This is a genomic window from Bacteroidia bacterium (genome assembly GCA_041391665.1).
In the GTDB taxonomy this organism is placed as follows: domain Bacteria; phylum Bacteroidota; class Bacteroidia; order J057; family J057; genus JAGQVA01.
In genome coordinates this window covers 764,808-788,730 of the sequence record JAWKNO010000001.1, presented here as the reverse complement: position 1 = coordinate 788,730, position 23,923 = coordinate 764,808, and the positions used below count along the sequence as shown (strand labels likewise).

At 44.5% G+C, this 23,923-nt stretch carries 16 protein-coding genes; 6 read left to right on the top strand and 10 right to left on the bottom strand.

Features of this window, described 5'->3' with window-relative positions; translation table 11 throughout:
• Positions 1-15: 15 nt before the first annotated feature.
• Positions 16-759, bottom strand: a complete 744-nt coding sequence (locus R3D00_03205) for a LytTR family DNA-binding domain-containing protein (protein ID MEZ4772164.1) — start codon at positions 757-759, stop codon at positions 16-18.
• A 10-nt stretch (positions 760-769) separates the two neighbouring features.
• Positions 770-2,824 (bottom strand): histidine kinase, encoded by a 2,055-nt coding sequence (locus R3D00_03200; protein MEZ4772163.1) that lies wholly within the window; start codon positions 2,822-2,824, stop codon positions 770-772.
• 228 nt (positions 2,825-3,052) lie between these two features.
• Between R3D00_03200 and R3D00_03195 the strand changes: the two genes are divergently transcribed.
• The 3 genes from R3D00_03195 to R3D00_03185 all read left to right on the top strand — a co-directional run bounded on the left by R3D00_03195 (position 3,053) and on the right by R3D00_03185 (position 7,667).
• Positions 3,053-5,284: an RICIN domain-containing protein gene (locus R3D00_03195; GenBank protein ID MEZ4772162.1), complete on the top strand. Its 2,232-nt coding sequence runs from the start codon at positions 3,053-3,055 to the stop codon at positions 5,282-5,284.
• Positions 5,285-5,295: 11 nt separating this feature from the next.
• The gene (locus tag R3D00_03190; protein MEZ4772161.1) at positions 5,296-6,378 is read left to right on the top strand and encodes a hypothetical protein; all 1,083 of its coding nucleotides are present in this window, start codon (positions 5,296-5,298) and stop codon (positions 6,376-6,378) included.
• Positions 6,379-6,878: 500 nt separating this feature from the next.
• Positions 6,879-7,667 carry a methyltransferase domain-containing protein gene (locus R3D00_03185; protein ID MEZ4772160.1) on the top strand — a complete coding sequence of 263 codons (789 nt, stop codon included), beginning with the start codon at positions 6,879-6,881 and terminating at the stop codon, positions 7,665-7,667.
• A gap of 105 nt (positions 7,668-7,772) precedes the next feature.
• Here R3D00_03185 and secA read toward each other — a convergent pair whose 3' ends face one another.
• From secA to R3D00_03160, 5 genes are all read right to left on the bottom strand, one after another.
• Positions 7,773-11,057 carry a preprotein translocase subunit SecA gene (gene secA, locus R3D00_03180; GenBank protein ID MEZ4772159.1) on the bottom strand — a complete coding sequence of 1,095 codons (3,285 nt, stop codon included), beginning with the start codon at positions 11,055-11,057 and terminating at the stop codon, positions 7,773-7,775.
• A gap of 58 nt (positions 11,058-11,115) precedes the next feature.
• Complete coding sequence (locus R3D00_03175) at positions 11,116-11,931, bottom strand: inositol monophosphatase family protein (protein MEZ4772158.1); 816 nt, start codon at positions 11,929-11,931, stop codon at positions 11,116-11,118.
• 100 nt (positions 11,932-12,031) lie between these two features.
• Positions 12,032-12,703 carry a 16S rRNA (cytidine(1402)-2'-O)-methyltransferase gene (gene rsmI, locus R3D00_03170; GenBank protein ID MEZ4772157.1) on the bottom strand — a complete coding sequence of 224 codons (672 nt, stop codon included), beginning with the start codon at positions 12,701-12,703 and terminating at the stop codon, positions 12,032-12,034.
• Positions 12,704-12,723: 20 nt separating this feature from the next.
• A complete protein-coding gene (locus R3D00_03165; protein MEZ4772156.1) occupies positions 12,724-13,491 on the bottom strand; it encodes a LytTR family DNA-binding domain-containing protein in 768 nt (255 codons plus the stop codon).
• Positions 13,492-13,640: 149 nt separating this feature from the next.
• Positions 13,641-16,037 carry a histidine kinase gene (locus R3D00_03160; GenBank protein ID MEZ4772155.1) on the bottom strand — a complete coding sequence of 799 codons (2,397 nt, stop codon included), beginning with the start codon at positions 16,035-16,037 and terminating at the stop codon, positions 13,641-13,643.
• A gap of 913 nt (positions 16,038-16,950) precedes the next feature.
• On the opposite strand from R3D00_03160, the gene R3D00_03155 reads away from it, so the two are divergent.
• Both R3D00_03155 and R3D00_03150 read left to right on the top strand, forming a co-directional pair.
• On the top strand, positions 16,951-18,057 hold the full coding sequence (locus R3D00_03155) for a hypothetical protein (GenBank protein ID MEZ4772154.1): 1,107 nt from the start codon (positions 16,951-16,953) through the stop codon (positions 18,055-18,057).
• Between the two features lie 168 nt (positions 18,058-18,225).
• Positions 18,226-20,916, top strand: a complete 2,691-nt coding sequence (locus R3D00_03150; protein MEZ4772153.1) for a T9SS type A sorting domain-containing protein — start codon at positions 18,226-18,228, stop codon at positions 20,914-20,916.
• Between the two features lie 74 nt (positions 20,917-20,990).
• Here the strand turns inward: R3D00_03150 and R3D00_03145 are convergent, their stop codons facing one another.
• Positions 20,991-22,457: a Do family serine endopeptidase gene (locus R3D00_03145; GenBank protein ID MEZ4772152.1), complete on the bottom strand. Its 1,467-nt coding sequence runs from the start codon at positions 22,455-22,457 to the stop codon at positions 20,991-20,993.
• A 136-nt stretch (positions 22,458-22,593) separates the two neighbouring features.
• Here R3D00_03145 and R3D00_03140 point away from each other — a divergent pair, with 136 nt between their 5' ends.
• Entirely contained in the window at positions 22,594-23,130 is a 537-nt protein-coding gene (locus R3D00_03140) for a YceI family protein (protein MEZ4772151.1), read from the top strand.
• A gap of 9 nt (positions 23,131-23,139) precedes the next feature.
• On the opposite strand, the gene R3D00_03135 is transcribed toward R3D00_03140, so the two are convergent.
• Positions 23,140-23,565: an ATP-binding protein gene (locus R3D00_03135; protein MEZ4772150.1), complete on the bottom strand. Its 426-nt coding sequence runs from the start codon at positions 23,563-23,565 to the stop codon at positions 23,140-23,142.
• 5 nt (positions 23,566-23,570) lie between these two features.
• Positions 23,571-23,903 carry an STAS domain-containing protein gene (locus R3D00_03130; protein MEZ4772149.1) on the bottom strand — a complete coding sequence of 111 codons (333 nt, stop codon included), beginning with the start codon at positions 23,901-23,903 and terminating at the stop codon, positions 23,571-23,573.
• Positions 23,904-23,923 lie beyond the last annotated feature (20 nt).

Below are 23,923 nucleotides of genomic sequence, written 5' to 3'. Positions count from 1 at the left end.
GGTGGGGTTTAGGGATCAAAAGCGCGTAAACAATTCGGAGAATTCATCTCTTTTGCTACGAGAAATGGGAATGCTGACGCCGTTGGGCATAATGACATAACCACCGTCGTTGCGCACATAACGCTGAATCCGCCGCATATTGACCAGGTATTGTTTATGAATGCGAAAAAAATCACTGCCTTCCAGCATTTCCTCGACATTGCCCAGCGTTTTGGTGATCAGGTAAATTTCGCCGGTGGCGAGATAAAAGCGCGTGTAACTACTGTCCGATTCACAGTATAAGATATCGGATAGTTCGACAAAAGTATAACCATGCGCATAGGGAAGCGCGATCTTGTCGAAGCGGCGGCTATCCTGAGTATAGAGTTGACGGCGCAGCAGTTCCAGTTGTTTTTTTTCAGTCAGAAATTTTTGCCCCGCTTTTTCCACCGCTGACTTCAACTCTTCGGGATTAATGGGTTTCAACAGATAATCTATTGCGCTAAACCGAAAAGCTTTTACGGCGAACCGATCATATGCCGTGGTGAAGATCAAATTAAACCGAAAATCACCCAGTTCTTCGAGAAGCTGGAATCCATTCATCTTAGGCATTTCAATATCCAGAAAAACCAGATCCGGATCTGTTGCCCGAATACTGGCCAGACCTTTCACAGAATCCGTAAACTTGCCTGCAACGGCAACCTCAGGGCAGGTTTCCATCAAGGTAATATGGAGTGCCTCCACGGCATCCGATTCATCATCAATAATGATTGCTTTCATATGAATTTAATTAAACCGGAATTTCAATCACTACTTTGGTTCCGGCTGCGTTTCCCATATTATCCAACAAATCCGTAGTTTCGAGTTTCATATTGTGTTTGGACATGCGGGTTTTTTTCAATCGCTCCTCCGTAATCTGTGATCCGAGGCTAGTATAATTTCGGGTAGATTTGCCTTCGATCTCGGCTGCTGCCGCTCTGCCCACGCCATTATCCACGACTTCAACCAGGAGCCTGTCTTCAGTGGGCTGGCTGATTGCGATCATGATTTCACCGCCAGCATCGCGATGCATGAGGCCATGCCAAATTGCATTTTCCACATAAGGCTGAATAAGCATAGGAGGAATTTTAAGGAAACCCTGATCTATTTCCGGGCTGATGGTGAAGGACACCTTCAGCTTTTCCTTAAATCGCAAAGCCTCAATGTCTACATATAACCGTAGCGCTTCCAAATCTCTTGCGAGCGTAATTTTTTCCAGCCGGCTATTTTCCAATACCAGGCGCAACAACCGGCTAAACTTCTGAAGGTATTTCCCGGCAGTGTCAATATCACCTTCGCGGGTATAGCGGTAGATAGAGTTGAGGCAATTAAAAATAAAGTGGGGATTCATTTGAGCGCGAAGACTGGCAAGCTCCAGTTCGATACGATGGCGTTTCTGCCTTTGGCGGTAACTGTAAAACCCCAGTATTCCTGTTCCGACAATACCCAACATCACAAAAGTAAAGATAATCCACTGCTGCCGGGTTTTTGCATCACGTATTGCCAGTTCACGCTGTTGCTGTAACAATTCGCGGTTTCTACGGATTTCAAACTCATGGGTCAGTTCGGTACGAGCCATACGCCGTATATTTTCTTCGTTATAGACACTGTCCCGTGCAGCAATAAACAGTTTGTAATAATGCAATGCATTGGCAGAGTTTCCAGACTGTTCGTATAAATGGTTCAACCCTTCATATAGGTTCATGCTTATCCGCGGATTGGGGGGGGTATAACTTCTGAGCGCAGATTTCAGGTAGGTTTCAGCGGTCTTAAATGCATTCATTTTCAGATAAAGATTTCCCAGGTGAGACAGGATATAAATGCCTTTATCCGAATAGTACCCGGCTTCATCGGGCGGCTCCTGTTCCAAAGCTTTTAACAGCCAGTACGTCGCTTCTGCGTAATTTTCTTTTGATGTTTCCAAATCTGCCATTGTCTCCCACGCCGTTACCAGCCAGGAGGGATCAGGTAGTTTTTGCTCTAAATCAAGTGCTATTTTGAGGTAAAATAAGGCACTATCCGGATTATGAAGCCTTACATACATTTTACCCAAATTAGAAGCAGCGAGACATTGAAGAATAACATTTCCAATTCGCCCTGAAAACTCCACGCCTTTTCGTCCCAGCCCAATCCCTCGGCCGGGGTTTTCGGATATATTGAGATAAATACCGGTGATAGAATATGCCAACCTTGCCAGCAAAAAAGTATCGGTGATATTTTCGGCAATCCGATAGGCGAGCAGTAGCGTATCGAGGGCCTCTTCCACCCTACCCTCTTTCATATAGGTATCTGAAATGCCTCCTAAGGCCGGTATCACCGTCGATTTGTCCGGATTCATTTCCAGCAACTGGTAAGCACTCCGAAAAGATTCCCGTGAGCCCAGGTGGTCATTTTTCCGAAGCAGAAGATTGCCCTGCTCAATATAGGCTTTGGCAGTTCCGGAAACATAATTTTCAGCTTCGGATAACTCTTTTGCCAGACAGACTTTTTCCAATGCGGTATCCAGACTGTCCAAAAAAAATAGTTGATGGGAGATCATCAACAGTGCGTCTGCTTTTCCCGGTACATACCCCAGCCTGTCAGCAAGCAGAAAGGCGCTGTCGGCATATTGGCGGCTTTGACTGATATCCTGGATATTCAGATAAGAATCCGCTATCTGGTTTAATATTATCACTTTCTGCTGGTCGCCACTGACCACTGCAAGGGTTTTTAGCAGAGAATCCAGCAAGTGAGATTGAGAAAAAGCGATAAGGGGCATTACCCCCAACAGCAACACAAACCAAGTCATTAGCCTCAAAATCCTCATAGCGATAATATTGACGAAATAAAGATAGCTACCGGAAAATCTTCACAATGATTTTTTTAAGGAATGGTACAAATTCCTCTATGACTGACCTTTTCGAGGCCTCACAATCACAATACCTGTATAATTTTACCTTTCACACTTCATTTTCTGTCACTGGTTAAAAACTGCCTTTGGGTGAAAACAGCTATTCGGATCATTGGGTATTGTTTCAACAAATAAATATCCTTTATGATGAAATCGTCTTTTTTAGCTGTGATAGGCGTGATGCTGGGAATATTCAGCATGGGAGCCGCTTTAGCCCAACCGGTAAAAATTCAATCCAACCTCCCCAAAACAACCACCGCCACGACAATGGCAACATCCATTGAGGATGGGATTTATTTTATCAAAATTGCCAATACAGGTAAATATCTCGGTGTGGCAGGCATTGATCCCCAAAATGGCGCAGCTGTCATTCAGTGGGATTATGCAGACCTCGACAACCACAAATTTGAGTTAAAAAACAATACCAACGGCCAGTTTACGCTCAAAGCTATGCACAGTAAGCGGTTTTTGAACGTCGCGGATCAGTCCGTAGATGATAATGCGCCAGTCATCCAATGGGATTATGTAAATCAGGAAAATCTATTATTCCGGCTTATGAAAAACCCGGCAGGAGATGGGTTTTATGTACGTTGTGAGCAGTCTAAAAAGTACTGGCATATCTATGGAGGCCAGACAAATACCGCAAATGCTGCCCCGCTGGTTCAGTTTAGTGGCCCTGGAGCTACCTTTATTTTTGAGAGAGTGCCGGGTTCCGGAAGCCTGTTTGATGTAAAAGGGCAAACGTCAGACCTTAACTCGGTACTCTCAAAAACTATCAAAAAAACCCGCACTACCAGTGATGGTTTAACACTCACCTCCACCTACTATATCTCCGAGCCAGTTATCCAACATTCGATACCGAGAAACAACCTTTCGGGAAAAGCCCGATCAAGCGAACCCCGACCTGTGGATAGTGGTGATATCGAATGCGAAACCGCCTATATACGAATCAGCCTCGACGACAATAGTTTTATGACCGCAGATATCGCCAGTCAGCTTTCCGAAATTATTCCCGGATCGGTGTTTAATATCCTTGATTTTCTCAACGGATCATGGAATCGCCAGACCGATCTTTTACAACCTATCACTCTTTCTGCCGACGTAAAAAACGTAATTGCCGGGGGGTATGTCAATCAGGAAGTAGAGAGCCCAACTGTGCCACATTTGCGCCAGGCAATCGCCAATCTTTACGGGCAATTTTCAGCAGATCCCTCCAAACAGACCAATCTGAGTTATAATGCCACTATTAAAGAAGTCCACAATGAAGCTGACTTTCAGCTTCAGATCGGCGCCAATGCACACTATCTCGCTTACAGCCTCGAAAACTTGTTCAACTTTCAACAAAACGCCAAACGCACCTATCTGCTTCTGGACATCACCAAACTCATGTTCACGATAGATGCGCATGGAAAAGCGGGAAGCTTTTTTTCGGATGAATTGCTGAATCAAGACCCTAATATGGTATATCTCAAACGCGCTGATTATGGCATGCGGATTCTGGCAAGTGTGGAGACATCCGAGTCATTGGAAGTAATTGCCAACAAACTGAATATAGAAGTGAATGCGCTGGTAGCTGGTGCGGGGGTAGATTTGGGGATCCTTAGTCGAGAACTCTCCCGCGAAACAACAGTCAAAATGTTTGTGGTAGGTGGTCAATCCCGGGATATTGTACCTGCATATAGCCTCGACGACCTGAAAAGCAAAGTGGAAACCATGGTACGCAACCTCACCTATCACACTTCGCAGCCGATCAAATATACCATTGCCACCACCCGTGACAACTATATTGTCAACTATCACTCTGCTACGGATGAGTTTATCAGGCAGCGGTGCGTACCTCCCGCAGTAAAAAGCCGGGGGCAAACCGTTTCTTTTGGCGGGTTGATGATGCAAGCCGACCCCAGAGCAAATGGCGATGTAGAGATGTACGGTAAGGTTTGGGTAATGGCCTATCAGGCGGATGGAAAGGAAATCCCGGCACTCCGGGGCCAGAATATGCTTATGGATATAAGCGGAGAAAACAGCATTGATCTGGAAGAACCAGGGAGTCAGATTGTGCCGGGCAGTACTGCAAAATATATACTCCCCCCCGGCACCGCAGAAGGCGCCTGGTTTGAAATCTACTTTTCCTTATTTGAAAAGGATGCGAATCCTGACTACGCGTACGCCGACGGAGACGACGATCATTTCACATTTTTGTACATGGACAATACCAAAACCTGTGAGACAGGCAACTACAGCCGAAGGCTTTGTATGAAAAAGATATATCTGTCCGAACTAATGGGCGCATCTCCCTATCAGGGTATGGAAAGTTTTGGCTGGGATGGCGACATAGTAAAAATGATCCGTCTGGATATTTCTGTGGTTCCACTTTAATCTATTCCATTATGAAACCAATTACGAGTCTATACATTCTTTTTTTTCTTTTGGCTAATACCTATGGGCAAAAGACGATTCACGACTACCCCGGTTATCCGGCTTCTGTTTTGCCTTCCTGGGGCAATCTGGGGGGAGAAAATCCATCCAGTCCCCCAACTGTTTTGGCTTATGGTCCCAACCGGCTGGCAGTATTCAGGCACGAAGACGACGAAATTTTTTGCCGCCGTTGGGATAATAACCAATGGTCAGGCTGGGAGCCGATGGGCTGGAATTTGAAGAAAGACCGACGACCCTCAAAAGCAGTATCTTGGGGTTCGGGGCGAATCGATGTTTTTACCACATCAGAAGGGAATCTGTATCATACATACTGGCAGGGAGGCTGGTGGGGACAATGGGAGCAGTTGGGCGGCGGCAACCTGGAAGGAGATTTTGATATCGTATCGTGGGGTGAGGGAAGGTTGGATATTTTTGCACGCACCGCTGACGGAAACATGAAACATCTGTGGTGGGAGAATGGTTGGGGCGAATGGGAGTATATCTATATGGGCAGCGACCTTCGCATGAATTTAAGCATTCGCGTTGTCACATGGGGATATGGAAGGCTGGACATATTCGCTATCCGGAAAGGACATGACATGATCCATAGCTGGTATGAAAACGGCTGGGGAAGTTGGGAAAATCTTGGGGGAATCAACCCTTCCCACTTTGACGTGGTAACCGCTGCGCCCAACCAGCTGGATATTATTGCCGAAGGGCCTGAATCAGGATTATGGCATCTAAGCTGGGCAGGTAATGCCTGGAATCCGTGGAGCCCCATGTTCTTCCTGATTTCGCCACGTACTCATATACAAACGGTGTCGCGAAAACGGGGAACTATGGACGTTTTTGTACGGGGATTGGACGATGGGTTATATCACCTTTACCGAAATGTATTTTCCGGAGATAGTACTCCATTTGAAAATCTGGGAGGAAAGATGGAATGGGGCCCTTCAGCCACTGCCTGGGGACCTGAAAGACTGGATGTGATTGTGGTTGGAACCGATCAGGCTTTTTACCATTTGCCCTGGGATGGGATCAGGTGGGGGTATTGAGCCGAAGAAGTTTCAGGAGTCCCCTAAAATAAAAATTAGGGGACTCATCCCATTGGGAGAGTCAACCCTAACCCTTGCTCATTCTTTACTTTAACCTGTTATGACAAATATACAGAGCCTATTAGCCTTTGGTATCTGATTTTGTGTGAATGGTTAAATTGAGTGGGTGAGGTGCCAGTAGCGGGGGATTGGTTGATAGCTTTGACAAAAAGCTTCAAAAGAATGATTTTTATTACATCAGGAGGTACCCCCAAAAAAAAATTAGGGGACTCATCCCACTGGGAGAGTCAACCCTAACCCTTGCTCATTCTTTACTTTAACCTGTTATGACAAATATACAACGGGTTTCAGGCTTCGATACCTATCTTTACATGAACGGTAATTTTCAATGTTTTACTTGCCCGATTCTTTCCCCCAGCCTGATATTACCACAAGCGAACAAATCACTTTTATGTTAGTTACAAGCAGGCAAACTGATTATTTTTATACAAAAAAATTCTATGAAGACTCAGTCATCCTCCGAATCCATTCAGTCCACCACTATGCTCCAGTCCCGGTTAAATGCAAACCAGCACGCCAGCAGGGATTTTGATGAATGGTGCTTCCGCCAACTGCCCGAATTGCCAGTTGATGCACAGATTTTGGACCTGGGGTGTGGAACAGGGAAACAGATTACACTTTTCAGCCCTGTATTTAGTAAAGCGAGTCATTTTTGGGGAATAGACTTGTCCGGCGAAAGTCTGGAAAAACTCAGAACCGCATACAGGTCGACGCCAGCACTAACCTTAATTGAAGGAAGTTTTGATGAGTTAGAAAAATTTTCACAGCTACGGGAGAATTCTTTTGACCTGATTTACGCCTCTTATGCACTTTATTATACACATGACCTTTCTCATGTGATACAAGAGGTGTATCGATTGTTAAAACCCGGTGGGCTTTTCTGGGTAATTACGCCTTATAGCGGAACAAATGCAGAGTTTCTGCAAATTATACGACCGCTTCATGAGGTAGAGGCATTTATGGATTATGTATTTGATATTTTCCATCAGGAGGTCATTGACAAGGCGAAAAACCAAGGCTTTACCAGCATAAAGCCATCGATGTTGCGAAACAAGATCCCTTTTTCAACCGGAGAGGCGTTTATGGAATATCTGAAAAACTCGTTGTTTTACCGCCCGGGATTTGATCAGAACATTATTGACCAGGTGAATGAGATATGCGAAAGGGAGGGAAAGTTTGAAGTCAGCAAGAATATCCTGTCGCTACAATTACGGAAGGCGGGATTGTAACTCCTTTTAGTTTTCGACAAACGCTTTATCGATAGCTTAACAACCAAAAGGGTCTGGAATAAAATTTTACTCCAGACCCTTTTTAATTAAAAGCTATTTGACGGATTATCTTCCTTTCTTCTTCGCGGAACTTCTTTCCTGCGCACGGCGTTCGGTGCGGGAGAGTTTGCGCTGAGGTTCATCTCCCCCGGCGGCGGCCATCACCTTACGTTCTGCTTCCATTCTGCGCTGGCGCTCTTGTTCTGCATCATCGTGGCGGGCCTTCATATTACTGAAGTCATCCCTCCGGCGATTGTCCGGGGTTTGGGTAGCCTGCTGGCTTCCTTCCACCTGAATATCGGCCTTAAACAATAGAGACAGTACCTGACGGTTGATATCATTTAGTACCTGCTGAAACAATTCGAAAGACTCGAACTTATAGACGAGCAAAGGATCTTTTTGCTCAAACACTGCATTTTGCACTGATTGGCGCAGTTCATCCATTTCCCGCAGGTGCACTTTCCACTTATCATCAATGATAGCGAGGGTAGCGACTTTCTCAAGTTCGTCAACAACTGCCTGCCCTTTACTTTCAAGCGCCTGGTTTACATCCACGATGATTTGAAGTCTGCGACTTCCATCTGAAAATGGGATCAGGATGCGCTCGACCTGAGGTTTGTCTTTTTTAATTCTTCCTATGCCCTGATAGAGCGCATCTGCCAGAAGGCGGGTCTTACGATTGTAATACTCCTGTGCGCGTTTAAAGATCAACGTGGCTATACGCTTTTCATCCAGGTCATTCAGTTCTCTTTCACTAATTTCCGGATCAACAGACAAGTATCTGATGCTATCGAGCCGAAGGCCTTCGGCATCAGTCATGTCAAAGTGAACGGATACCAGAGAGCTGCAAAAGTCAAAGAGCATATTGTCGAGGTCGATCTTTATCCGGTCTCCATAAAGCGCATTACGTCTGCGGCGGTAAATTACCTCCCTTTGCGAGTTCATGACATCGTCATACTCCAGCAACCGCTTACGCATGGCAAAGTTGTTTTCCTCAACCTTTCTTTGTGCATTGGAGATGGATCGGCTGATCATCTTGTGCTGAATCACATCGCCCTCCTTATGCCCCAGACGATCCATTACTTTAGAAATACGGTCAGAGCCAAACAGACGCATCAGTTCGTCTTCCAGTGACACATAAAACTGAGAAACACCCGGGTCTCCCTGACGCCCTGCGCGCCCACGCAACTGACGGTCAATACGGCGGGATTCATGTCTTTCGGTACCGATGATTGCAAGCCCGCCGGCTTCTTTTACACCTTTACCGAGTTTTATATCAGTACCACGTCCTGCCATGTTGGTAGCAATGGTAACTGTTCCCGGTTGACCGGCAGCAGCTACAATTTCAGCTTCCCGCTGGTGTTGTTTGGCGTTGAGTACGTTATGCGGTATTTTGTTGCGCTGCAACATGCGGCTCAGCAATTCGGAGACTTCTACAGAAGTGGTACCAACGAGAACAGGCTGGCCTTTTTCGCGCAAGGTTTCTATTTCGGTAATAACCGCGTTATACTTTTCGCGTTTGGTTTTGAATACAAGATCTTCCCGGTCGTCACGTGCAATCGGAACATTAGTAGGAATCACGACCACATCCAGCTTATAGATTTCATAGAATTCTGATTCCTCCGTCTCCGCCGTACCCGTCATCCCCGCGAGTTTGTGGTACATACGGAAATAGTTTTGAAGGGTAACTGTAGCAAAAGTCTGTGTAGCGGCTTCGACCTTTACATTTTCTTTTGCCTCAATTGCCTGGTGAAGGCCATCTGAATACCGTCGTCCTGGGAGTACACGCCCTGTTTGCTCATCTACGATCATTACCTTACCATCCTGGACGATGTATTCCACATCCTTTTCAAACAGTGTATAGGCTTTCAACAACTGGTTGATCGCATGGAGACGCTCCGATTTTTCGGCATAGTCGCGAGCAATTTCATCTTTCAGTTTAAGTTTTTCATCATCCGACATCTCATAGTTACCCTCAATTTCGGAGAACCTGGCAGTGATATCGGGAAGAATAAACAGATCAGGATCTTCACCAGCATTGGCAATCAGATCGCGACCATTGTCGGTCATTTCAATCTGATTATTTTTCTCATCAATCGTAAAGTAAAGTGGGTCATCTGCGATGAACATATTTTTAGAGTTGTCCTGCATATAAAACCCTTCGGTTTTAGCGAGAACACCACGCATGCCTGGTTCGCTCAAAAACTTGATCAATGCGCCACTTTTAGGGAGGCCGCGATATGCGCGGAATAACGCCAGTCCACCCTCATCATTTTCATTACCGGCTTCGATTTTCTTTTTTGCATCGGCGAGGTATTGATTGACCAGAGCACGCTGTTTTTTTACTACTCTTTCAATACGAGGTTTCAGGTCGTTATATTCCTGTTTGTCGCCACGAGGTACAGGCCCCGAAATAATCAACGGTGTACGGGCTTCATCGACCAATACGGAGTCAACCTCATCGATAATTGCATAGAAGTGATTTCCCTGAACCAAAAATTCAGGATGTGTAGTCATATTGTCCCGGAGATAGTCAAAACCAAACTCATTATTGGTTCCATAAGTAATATCTGCGCGATAAGCTTTTCTCCTGGCATCGGAGTTGGGTTCGTGAAGGTCAATACAATCTACGGTCAGCCCGTGAAACTGGAACAACGGAGCATTCCATTCGGCATCGCGTCGTGCGAGATAATTGTTGACGGTAACCAGATGTACTCCCATCCCCGTCAGCGCATTAAGATATACGGGCAGTGTAGCTACAAGCGTTTTACCTTCACCGGTTGCCATCTCCGCAATTTTACCCTGATGAAGTACGGAGCCACCCATCAGCTGCACATCATAGTGGACCATGTTCCAGTCTATCCTTGCATCTGCAGCGAGCCAGGAGCCTTTCCAGATAGCGGTATCTCCATCAATAATAATATGTTCACGGGTTGCAGCGAGTTCTCTGTCATAATCCGTAGCTGTTACCCGCAGTTCTCCGTTTTCGGTAAGTCGTCGGGCAGTTTCTTTTACAACGGCAAAAGCTTCCGGCATGAGCTCTTCCATTGCATCATCCAACTGCAGGTAGAGACTCTTTTTCAATTCGTCGACTTCTTTAAACAGCCGGTCTTTTTGATCGATACTGGTTTCTTTGGCGGCCAGTTCGCGAGTTTCTTCTATAAGATTGCGCATCTCCAGTGTATGAGCGCTGATTCTTTGCTTAAACTCCAGGGTTTTATTCCGGAGCGCATCATCAGAGATATTCCGGAGCTTACCATACGCGTCGTTGATCCTGGCAACCAGCGGCGCCATCAGCTTCACATCGCGATCCTTTTTCGAGGGGAAAATATTCTTGAGAAGGTTGAACATTGTAATAAATTTTATCTGATAGATTACGGATTTCAGGCCAAAAGAGATATTATTGGCCTCAACCTGCAGGAAAAAACTGATACTTTGATTTTATAATTTCGATCATTCGAGAATGAATATGCCCATTAGTTGCAACAATTTGCTGACCGTAAAGATACGCTTTTCCTCCGGAAAAATCGGACACTTCACCTCCGGCTTCGGTTACGAGCAGAGCGCCTGCTGCTACATCCCAGGGCTTCAGGTTTAATTCAAAAAACCCTTCAAACCGGCCTGATGCAACATAAGCCAGATCCAATGCTGCGCTACCCATTCTACGGATACCGTGAGCACTATCCATTACTTCCCTTACTATATCGAGGTAAAGATTTCTCCATGGAAAATTTTCATAGGGAAATCCGGTAGCAATCAGGGCAGTAGGAAGTTTTTCTTTATCGCTTACTTTGATTTTTTTATCATTCAGCCATGCGCCTTTTCCTTTTTCAGCGCGAAACATATTGTTGTATAGAGGCTCATAGACATAGCCGAGAATGACATCTTCATCTTTTTGTAAAGCCAGGCTGATACAAAAATAAGGCACGCCATGTGTAAAATTTGACGTCCCGTCGACAGGATCTATGATCCATGTATAACCATTTTCGGAGGGTTCATCCGGGGTTTCCTCATTTACAAATCCGGAGCCGGGCAGGAGGGCGATGCAACCTTCTTTCAGGATTTTCTCTGCGGTAACGTCCACGTAGGTAAAGGGATCATTTTTGCCCTTATACTCTACCTTGTCAAAGGAAAAGTGGTGAAATTCTTCGACAATAAATTTGCCGGTTTTTTTGAGCAGCTCCTGCAAAGCTGCATCTGTCTGCGGAATATCCAGTTGATCCATACACTTTGGTCCGGCTATTATGGGCAGGAACAGTATTAATTTGGCGAAAGTTGTTCCAGACTCCACTTATACGGAGTTTTGTGCCAAATTGTCACTATTTTTATTTACCTCCTACCAAAATAACAATTTCGCCTTTAATATTCCGGTCTGCAAATCCTGCCGAAACTTCCTCCAATGTACCCCTCATGGACTCTTCATGAATTTTTGAAATTTCCCGACAGACACAGGCAGGCCGGTCGGGGCCAAAGGTAGCAATAAAATTCTGCAAAGTTTTGATCAAACGGTGTGGAGATTCATAGAAAATCATTGTCCGGCTTTCATCCGCCAATTCGTTCATCCGTGTCTGTCTTCCTTTTTTTATAGGAAGAAACCCTTCAAATACAAACCGGTCGCAGGGAAGGCCGCTATTCACCAGGGCAGGGACAAAGGCAGTAGGGCCGGGAAGCGTCTCTACGGGGATTCCCGCCTGTATCGCAGCTCTTACCAGCAGAAACCCGGGATCAGAGATCCCGGGTGTACCCGCATCGGAAACGACTGCCAGGTGTACTTCTTCTTTGAGCAACCTGGCGATGATGTCTGGTACGCGGTGATGTTCATTATGCTGGTGGAGGGCAGTCAGCGCCGTATTGATATTGTAGTGTTTCAGCAGAATTCCCGAGGTCCTGGTATCTTCAGCGGCGATCAACGTTGCTTCCTGAAGGATACGGATGGCCCGGAAGGTAATATCTTCAAGGTTACCGACAGGGGTAGGAACAAGGGTAATTCTGGACATAGGAAAACGGGGAACTGGTACTAGAATTTAAGAACCTGTTTCAGGATTTTGGATTTCTCCCGGCTGCTGATTACCTCTTTATCATTGGTGAGCACAATCTTAAAGCGATTGCCAAACCAAATGACAATCTCTTTTACATGTTTGAGCCCGATAATACAAGAACGGTTTACTCTAAAAAACTGGTCAAGGGGAAGTTTACGTTCAAATGTATCGAGGGTATGGTTGAGCAGATAAGATTTGTCTTTGGTAAATAGCCGTACACTTCTCTCTTCTACTTCTATACATAGTACTTCACTGTAATCTACCAGTTTATATCTGTCCCGGGTAGGAATGGGAACTTTATCAGAGAATGGCGATTTGATATCCTCAGCCATTTCAGACTTCAGGATTTCAGCAATTTTATCTTTGTCAAGTACAGTGGAAGGTCTGTTATCGGAAACCTTATCAATAGCAGCTTTTAGCCGTTCTTCACTAAAAGGTTTGAGGAGGTAGTCCTGAGCATTGAGCTCAAAAGCCTTAATAGCGTGCTCGCTGTATGCCGTAGCAAATATAACTGATGGCGGTTCTTCGAGATCAATATTTTCGGCGACTTCCAGCCCATTCATCCCGGGCATCTCAATGTCGAGGAAAATAAGATCAGGTTTCAGGGAGTGAATATGTTCAAGCGCATCAAATCCATTTTCCGCTTCGTGTATCAGCTCCACATTTTCAAATTTTTTCAGCAGCCGCTTCATCTTATTTCTTGCGGGCAGTTCATCATCAGCAATAAGTACGCGAAATTTCGACATGTTCGGTCAGGATAAAAGTTAAGCGATCCAGGATAAATTTAGTGATTTATTCACAAAAAGAACTGAGCGTATTGGGGAAGGTACTAACATCCCACGTTAATTGTACGAATATCTTATCGCAATCTATCAAAAGCCGTGCCTTAAAAACGCTAACTGATCTGAGGCGTATCTACCAGAGGGATTTTCAATCGCACAAGTGTACCATTTCCCGTGTTTTCAAAATACAAAAGATTTTTGATTTCGTAAATATTTTCAAGTCGTGCAATACTATTACTCAGACCGGTACTCTTATGAATACGGCTTAAATCGATTCCCGGGCCATTGTCAATGACTTCACAGACCATAAATCCCTCCTCTTTGAAAGCTTCGATAGAAATAAGTCCTTTTCCCATGATTTTGGATATACCATGTTTTACACAGTTTTCAACCAGGGTTGAGAGGATAAATGCCGGGATTTGAATATCTTTTACGGCCGGATCAATTTCAATGTGAATATCCAATCGTTCGCCAAAGCGAATTTTTTCAAGATCCAGATAAGTCGAGATCAGACTCATTTCACTGGAGACAGATACAAAGTTCTGGCTGGACATACGAAGTGTATAGCGGAAGATAAATGCCAGCTTTTCAACCGCCTCTTCAGCGAGGTCAGGAGATTCATGTACCAGATAGGTAATTGAGTTAAGCGTATTAAAAAGGAAGTGTGGATTTATCTGGGACCGAAGAGCGGTCAGGTTTGCTTCATACGTTTGCTGGATCAGCTCCTTTTCTCTTGTGATAAGTTGTAGCACATTGAGGGTAAGCTGGGTTTGCTGAATTAGCTGCGAGATCAGTTCAAGATCTGAAAGGTTATATACGCCCCGCTTTTTCTTGCCCAGCAACAGCAGGGCATAATCATCCTTATCAACGGTAATCGGTGATATTAAGGTGTAAGGCGAGTTCAGAACATATTTTTCAAGGTCATTGGTAAGCCGGAAAGGGGATATTTCTTTAGTTTTTGACCATACAGTCAGCTGCCGGGTCAGCTGCCCGTAAATGCTTTCCTGCTTTTCGTGGTGTGCCTGCTCTGCCGAAGAGTCCGGTGCATCACCTTTCCACCAGAGGTGTACAACTTCTGCATTAAAAAATTCCGTGAGTTGTTCGACCAGATCTTTCCTGAGAATCCGGGAGGAAGTATACTGCGGAATTCTGGCAATGAATGACTTAAATCTACTGAGCTTTTCCTGCTGAGAGGACACAAAATATTTGCTCAGCCGGTTTTCATTCGATACATAAATCAACCGCAATACGACAACCAAAATCACAAAGGTCACAAACTCAAGCAGTCTGCGATATTGAATATTGGGCTGGGTATAATCAAATAATTGGATTACCAACAGATACAGGATAACGCTTACCAAAAAAGCCACCATATACTGCAGGGTCTGCGTAACTACAAGGCTGACTTTTCCAAATTGCAACTGAAGGAACGTAGCATTAATCAGCGGGAAGAACAGCAAAAGATTCAACAGGAAAAAAATATGTTCTTTATTAATTACCGCTGAAGGATGAGGCAAAAAATAATACCAGATTCCCAATAGAGATACTCCGGCGATCACCATCAATCCCACCAGACGTCGCATAGCCCGCACCTTCCAATTGTCTTCCAAATATAAAACTACCCCCGTGAGTACATGCATAAGAAAATACAATGCAGAATAGTTTTCTATGATATCATGAAAGTATTTGAGCTCCCCGGAGACAAAAATAATATCGTAAAAATTGTACAGAAGATAGCCCCCGGCAAGCACCGAAGGGAGCACAAACAGGATATTTTTGCTTTCTGATTTAAAATAGAAATAGTATCCGCCATACATAAAGAGAAGCAGGCAGTAAATCAGGATAAACACCTTTTCAAATCCGGTAGAAACCAGGTCGCTCTCTACAATCAGATAAACATGATGTAGCAGTTGGAGCATGAAGAAAAGCAATGCCGTAATGACAATTCCCAGCAAAGGAAGATAATCGCGAATACTACCACGAATAATGGGCAACAAGATTACGAGCATCACCAGAGAGACAAACGCGCCTATCCCTACTACCCAGCTGATGATATGCCAGTATGCGGCAAACTGATTGAAGCTGAAAGTCAGGCGAAACCCATTTCTGATCAGCGGCTCGCGGGTTTCAACCGAAAGGTTGGTTGGGTCGGTGCGTTCAACCCTTGCAATAAAAATATAACCCGGACGAGACGACTTTGTAATATTGTCCACGACTTCAGCCTGTGTGATTGTTGTGTAGTCCATACTCAACAACCTGTCGCCTATACGCAATCGGTCTTTATCTATCGGTTTGTAAAGCGGCAAAGGGTGAACATTTGTGACAACGACACCCTTGGGGGTATCTTTCCAGGTTACCCAATCATTGCCCTCAAATACAGCTTCTGTTTCTTCATCTGAATGAAAGGTTCGAACCTGTAGACTTCGGGAGTAGAATGAAAAAATCAGGGTGGCAAGTCCAAGGTAAAAAATACCTAACGTGAGATACCATGCCCAGCCTTTTTTTGTCATTTATTATGCCTTATTCGTGTTGAAACTAGCACAAAACCCTGAAAGTGCAAAAGAGAACCCAAAAGAATGGAAAGATTTTTGGAAACTAAATGAAAAACCAGGGGACCCACTCCATGAGAATGAATCAACCCTGGCCCTTGCTCTTGTAATTCCAGGATTACCGTCCTGTTGTAATGCAAGTTTACCATGAAAAATTGAGATTCCCATCAGGATTCGTTTAAACGGAAGAGAATGATGTAGGATTGGTAAATTTCATCCCCTAAAATGTGGGAGAAAAAAAATATCGAAATATCAACGCAAAAAAAAACTAGGGGATTCAATGTCTTCCGACAGAATCTACCCTAGCCCTTGCTCTTGTAATCCAGGATTATCGCCCTTTCAGTTACAATAATAGTGTGCATTGCGTGATTTGATTTAAAAAAATACATGAATGGTAAAATAAACGGGATGAACAGGCTGTGGGGACGCGCGAACTGCTAAAAAATAAAAAATTTTAATGGGTAATATTTTCCCAAATCCGCCTCATAAAAAAACCACAATAACCACACATGTAATTAATTGATTATCAATTAAATAAAAATACACACTATTTCAAAATCGGTAGAGCGATTTTGAAATAGTGTGTAAAATATATATTTAAAAGCGTAAGAAAATTATTGCTTTTACAGGAGTAAATTTATTTGAAACGTAAAATTATGTGAAATAATTATCCAGCATATTTCTTTTTCAGTTGTATTGATCTGCCAATAGCAAAAGAAACAAATCGATGGAATATGTCTATTTCATCTGAAATGAAGCAAATAGTATGCCACCCGGTTTTTTTTCTACTATCGAATATATTTCCGCATCAATGTCTTAATATCTTCTTCACCATTGTACTTTTATCCATACAGGCAAAAAGGTTAGACATCAGATGAAGCGAAAACAGATTTTTATTGCCCCTTTGGATTGGGGACTCGGCCACGCCACCCGTTCAGCACGGCTGATTGATCTGTTGCTGGAAGCAGGGGCAGATGTGGTTGCAGGCGGTTCAGGGGCTTCGCTAATGTTACTTCAGCAACAGTTTCCTTCGATCAGGACCTTTACCCTTCCGGCCTACAACGTTTCCTACGCACGCAATCACTGGCAGGTCGCCCGGATTCTTTCGCAAACCCCGCGCCTGGCCGGAGTCATTCGCGCTGAAAATCGCCGGTTGCGGGAGATATTAAAAACGATCAGGATTGACGGGATCATCTCTGATAACAGATATGGGATCCATTCGCCGGATATTCCTTCCGTTTTTGTTTGCCATCAGCTCCATCCGCTTTTGCCTTCTGGCCTGAAATGGATGGAGCCTGCCGTCTCGCGATTACATCAAGCAGCTATGAGGCATTTTGACCAAATCTGGGTTCCCGATTATGATGGCAGTTTTAATCTCAGTGGAGACCTTTCACACCGTTTTCCGCTCAGTCAGAATATTTGTTTTACAGGCCCGCTTTCAAGGTTTCAATCTTTAACCCAGCTTCCCGATACTTTTGGACATACATTACTTGATAAATATCCACCCGAAGTCCTTGCTATTATTTCAGGTCCCGAACCACAGCGAACCTTATTTGAAAGAATGGTTGAAAGACAGGCAAAAGAAATATCAAAAGTGATATGGCTTGTACGGGGGAAATCAGACCAGGCAGAGGTGGCTGTCAGAGGCAACCTCGTTTCAATTTCTCACTTACCCTCAGATCTTCTCGCATTAGCGATTGCGCGAGCAGGTACGCTTATATCACGATCGGGCTACAGCAGCCTGATGGATTATCATATTCTCGGTGTTACACAACCTGTGCTTATACCGACTCCCGGGCAAACCGAACAGGAATACCTCGCAACAAAAATGCAGGCCATGGGGCAGGCACTCGTGTTCTCACAAAATGCGTTTTCTATGAAAGATGTGGCCGGGTCAACTGCAGGTTTTTCCCATAAATATCTTCCGGAAATTGAAAAGATGCAGCGAAAGAGGATAGGGGATTATCTTGATAACTTGTAATTAGTGAGGTATTGATTATTTATGCAGCTTCTACTATTGAATAAAGTTATTTTTCGAATTATATTTGTCAATTCTGAAGAACATAGAGCTAACCTATTTCCTGTAGTCATGCAGGAATATCCGTTCTTATTTTCCCAATCACCAGACCGTATTTAAACATTCATGATTATGAAAAAAATTCTCCTCACGTTGACTATGGTGTTTGCTTTCTGCATGGGTTATTCCCAGTATTACTATATTCCGTACATACATGCAGGCACAAACCCTGGTGGACTCAACACCTTTTCAGAATTACCAGTTGGCGCAGGATTAGATCCTTCATGGACGATTATCCAGGAAGGATCAGCAGTTGCGCCCGCATGGACTCCTATTCTGAATATGCCATTTTTGTTCAACTTTAATGGACAACCGGCCTTCCAGTTCAAGGTTTCGACTACTGGTGTACTTACTTTTGAGACATCCTCAACTGTTCTTCCCCCTTCTCTCAACACCAGTCTTCCCTCCGCGCTTGTACCAGACAAATCCGTTTGTATCTGGGGTTTAAATGGAGCTGCTGCCGACGATAAAATAGTCATGCGGGTGTTTACCAATGGCCCCAATAAGCAGCTTTGGATTTCCTATATTAACTATGGGTATAATAATAGCCTGCCGATCTGTAATCACTATTTCAGCATCGTTTTGGAGGAAAATACCAATAATATTTACCTTGTTGACCAAAAGGGTTCTGCTATTTCGACCTGTAGTCCTTCCCTGACTATGGGTATTCAGATTGATGCTACTGAGGCAGTATCTGTTACAGGTTCTCCAGTAGTGAAATCACAGGCTTCTACAGATCCTACTGCTGCAGACAATACCTACTATGAATTTGTTTATGGCGAGCAGCCCAGACAAGATGTTCGCGGACTTTCCATTGATGTTCCGGAAACGATCTTTCTGACAGATGCTCCGGTAGTTGTTAAAGGAAAATTCCTGAGTGTAGGCGCAGATGAGTTGAAGTCTTTTGACCTTCACTATACCATCAACAATGGTCCGGAGAAAGTACAGCACTTCAGCGGCTCATTCCCGACACTGGATGTATCTCACAATGTCCCATGGGTTCCTACTGCACTGGGCACCTATGATATCAAACTGTGGATTACTGATCCAAACGGAGAACCTGATGCAAAACCTGCTGATAACGAACTCAGCCGTACGGTAAAAGTTGTTGAAAAAGCACCTGGAAAACTGGCTCTGATAGAGTCCTTCACTCAACATAACTGTGGTCCGTGTGCCGCTCAGAATCCGGCGCTTGACGCGTTGGTTCACAACAATGTTCATAATACTGCTGTAGTAAAATGGGTAGTAACATGGCCTGCGCCTAATGACGACCCAAGACACTTCTTCAATGTTCCGGCAAATACTGCAAGAAGAACCTATTACGGAGTTAACGGTGTTCCCAATACAATCCTTGGTGGCAATGTACTCAATGCCCAGCCTGGTGATGTTACTCAGTCCCTGGTAAACGGAGAGGTTGCTAAGCCCAATATGTTTGACTTCGATTTTACGGAATCTGTTACAGGCGGGAATATCAACGTATCTGTAGCTGCTACTGCACTTCAGGATCCAGGCCTTGGAAATCTCACCCTTCAGGTGGCGATTACTCAGGATGAACTGCATTACCCGGCTCCAACAGGAACTAACGGAGAGAAAAACTTTTATGAAATCATGCGTTATGCTGTTCCTTCCGCAGCCGGAACCCAGATCAGCACAACTGTAGGTCAGACCAGCACGGTATCTGGTTCTTTCCCTGTAAACGCCATATTTGACAAGAGCTTCATGCGGGTTGTTGCATGGGTACAAAATGACGCTACTAAAGAGGTATTTGCCGTAGCCAAATCTCAGGGTATCTACTTCTGTGCAAACGGTAGCAAAGTAATTACAACGCCAACCGTTACAGAAGCTTCCTGTGCAAATAATGATGGTGGCATCTCTCTGAGTGTTTCTGGTGGTTCTGCGCCTTACAGCTATGTATGGAACACAGGCGAAACGACCCAGATCATTACCGGTAAAGCCAGCGGTAACTATACCGTGAATATCACCGAAGCTGGTGGTTGCTCATTCTCTGTCCCTGTAAAAATCGGTCAAAAACCTAGTCCGAATGTAGTAATATCGCCTACGGCTATTTCCTGCAATGGCGAGGTTGACGGTGCAATCAAAGCATATGTAGCTGGTGGTGCAACCCCTTACACTTATGCATGGAGCACTGGTGCAAATACCAAAGATATCAGTGGCGTTGCTCCCGGTAACTACACTTTGGTTATGACTGATGCCGATGGCTGCTCTGTATCAACAACCACCTCGGTAAACAATACTGCTTTACTGGCTGCAACAGGAACTTCTGATCATCCGGATAATGGCACAAACAATGGTAAAGCTTCCGTAGTAGTTACTGGCGGTACTCACCCTTATACCTACTCATGGAGCCACAGCGCAGCGGTTACCGGTGCTACCGCATCAGACCTGGCCAGCGGCTCTTATACGGTAAATATTACTGACTACAACGGATGCCAAACTTCCGCTACCCTCAATGTTGACTCAAACGTTGGTATCGAAGATCTCGCTAAAGCGGGTATCAACAGCATGTCTGTATATCCCAACCCAACACAGGGTGCCTTTACCGTCAATATTGAACTTGCCAAAAGAGATGATCTTCAGCTCACTATTTTTGATGTTAATGGTAAAGCTGTTTATCAGCGCAACAAAACCAGCGTAACCAATCTGAATGAGCAGATTGACCTTAGCGGTGTTTCTGCGGGTATCTATACTCTCAAGGTTACGACCTCTCAGGGAGTAGGCTATGAAAGAATTGTGATCAAATAAACTCATAGCGTAAAATAAAAAAGGCTGTCTCTGGTCCAGAGACAGCCTTTTTTTTATTTCTACAATCAATCAGATCACATTTCGAAAGTGTAGGAATATAATTGGTAAGAGCGCGGGTAGAAACCCGTCAATTCTACCTTCCCTTTGGCGGAGTTCAGGAAAGTTACCAGTTCGTCTGCATTTTTGATAGTCTGTTGATTGACTTTCACGATAATAAACTCTTCTTTCATGGTCGTTGACTGGCGTATTTTCCCGGCAAAGAGCTTACTGACAACTACTCCATGTTCTGTGCCCAGGCGTTCCAGTTCTTTAGCAGTAAGATCGCGGAAGTGTATCCCCAGATCGCTCAGCATATCATTCCGTTCGGAGGCAAGAATTTCAGTCCCGCCATTCTGGTCGGTAAGCTGAACTTTGAGCAATTCAATTGCCCCTTTGCGGTAAACACCTACTTCGATCACATCTCCGGGCCGTTTTCTACCGATAAGTTCTCTCAGACGAGCATCATTTTTCACCTGTATACCCTCAATATTTACGATCACATCCCCTTCCTTAAGCCCGGCTTTGACGGAGCCCCCTTCATCAGACAAACCTTCGACGAGTACACCTTCGGTGATTTTCAGTCCGCGCTGCGAAGCGAGTTCGCCATTAAGATTCTGGGCATACCGAAGTCCCAGGAAGGCCCGTTGCACTTCGCCATACTGTCGCAGATCGCTGATCACTTTTTTGACGATGTTGGAGGGCACCGCAAAAGCATAACCTGCATAGGTTCCGGTAGGAGATGCAATCGCCGTATTGACGCCGATAAGTTTTCCTTCCAGGTTGACAAGCGCGCCTCCGCTGTTACCGGGGTTGACAGCCGCATCCGTCTGAATAAAGGACTCTATTGCCATTTGATCCTTGATGATCTCAAGGTCGCGCCCAATGGCGCTCACGATACCTGCCGTGGCCGTAGAGGCCAGGCTAAACGGGTTTCCTACGGCCAATACCCACTCCCCTACCCGGGCCTCATCAGAGTCTGAAAGCTCAAGAATATGCAAATTTTCTGCATCTATTTTTATAAGTCCTAAATCTGTAGAAGGGTCTGTACCGATTACCTTGGCTTTATAGGTGCGATTGTCATTGAGGGTTACCTCCAGTTCATCGGCATCTTTGATCACATGGTTATTGGTAACAATATATCCCTCGGTACTCACAATTACTCCCGACCCGCTGGATACCTGCTGGCGGGAGTTGTTGAACTGCCGGGGTTTTACGCCAAAAAAATCATAAAAAGGATCGTATGAACGGGTGACTGTCTGAATAGACTTGATGTGAACCACTGCGGGCATAGCTGTTTCTGCAGCAAAATGAAAATCAGCAGGAACACTTTCGGGGGCGACAGGGTTGTACCTGGGCATGGTTTCATTGGCGGAGAATACCATCGATTCGGGTACCTGATTTACTTCGATCAGTTGTCTGCCAATACCAGAGTAATGATAACCGGCAATACTCGCCAGACTTACCACAAGAGAAACCAAAACATAGGAGAGAATATTTTTCATATATAAATCTGTCTTACGTTCTTACCTTAATTGTAAATTAACGCCAGAAAGCAGTTCGTTGTTCCCGAATTGCAGACTTTAAGAAAAATTTAACAATTCCACCTTATCATAAAGCCATTTTAGCAAATCTTTCAATATGAAAAAGCTGATAGCCATTTCTTCATTAAGCCTTTTTTGCACGATCCTCGCTTACGCAGCCATGTCGGCATGGAAAATCAATGCACAGGGCTCTACAGTAAGTTTTACCATTAAAAATGCCGGACTTAATACGGAAGGAACTTTTACCGGACTGGTGGGTAATATTGATTTTGACCCACAGAATCCTTCTTCAGGAAAAATTGTAGCTTCAGTTGAAGCCGCTTCGATTAATACCGGAATCAATATGAGAGATAAAGACCTCCGCAGTGAACACTATCTGGAGGTTGAAAAATACCCACAGATAAAATTCGTTTCCTCAACCATTACGAAAACCACCAGTGGTTATTCAGTTACCGGTACTTTCACTGTCAAAAATACTTCAAAGACGGTGACGATTCCGTTTACATTTGAAGAAAAGGTATTTAAGGGTTCGTTTTCCGTCAATCGCCTGGACTATGGGGTTGGCGAAAAAAGCTGGGTGATGGGAAATGAAGTGAAGATCACCTTCCAGATTGCTGTTACGGCGAAATCCTGATTATATCTGTCAGAGAGGGTGATTGGGGTCGATGCGTTTACCCAGACGGTAGACAAAACAATCGCGTTTTTCCTCAACCTGAATTTCGTCCATGATCCTGCGGATGAGGTTAATGCCTAGTCCTCCCTTAATACCATCTTTAACGATATCGTCTAATTGTTTGGGCTCATACTCGTTGATGGGAAAAGCCTTCCCAGTATCGGTAATCTCAGTATAGAGCGTACCTTCCTCGCGGTATATGGCAACTTCTATTGTGGAAAAGTTGTCGCATTGATGCTGGTGGATCATACAATTGGCACAAGCTTCGTCTACAGCCAGGACAATCTGGTGGGAGACTTTTCCAGTCACCTTAAGATCGACCAGTCGGTCTTTTACAAATTCCCGGATCGTAGCCAGGTATTCTTTGTTACACCTTACTCTTAGGTATGCCTTCATTCAGCCTAAAAATATTTTCCAATATCATCGCTGTTTTCAGCGATAGTTACCAGTTGATTTAGTCCTAAAAGATCAAAAACATCAAATACGCCAGAGCTTAGATTGGAAAGTATCAGTTTTCCTGACCTTGCCGATATTTCTTCCAGGTGAGAAATAAACACTCCCAGCCCGGCACTTGACATATAAGATACATCACTACAGTCTACGTGAATGTTAACCTTCCCGTTTTGAATCATCGATGCAATTTTTTCATCCAGATGAATAGAGGAATTTGCATCAAGTTCTCCAATTGGATAAAGCGTGGTGTAGTTCTCGTTAATCTGTTCCCTGATTTCCATTTTTTCGTATTACGGCAAAT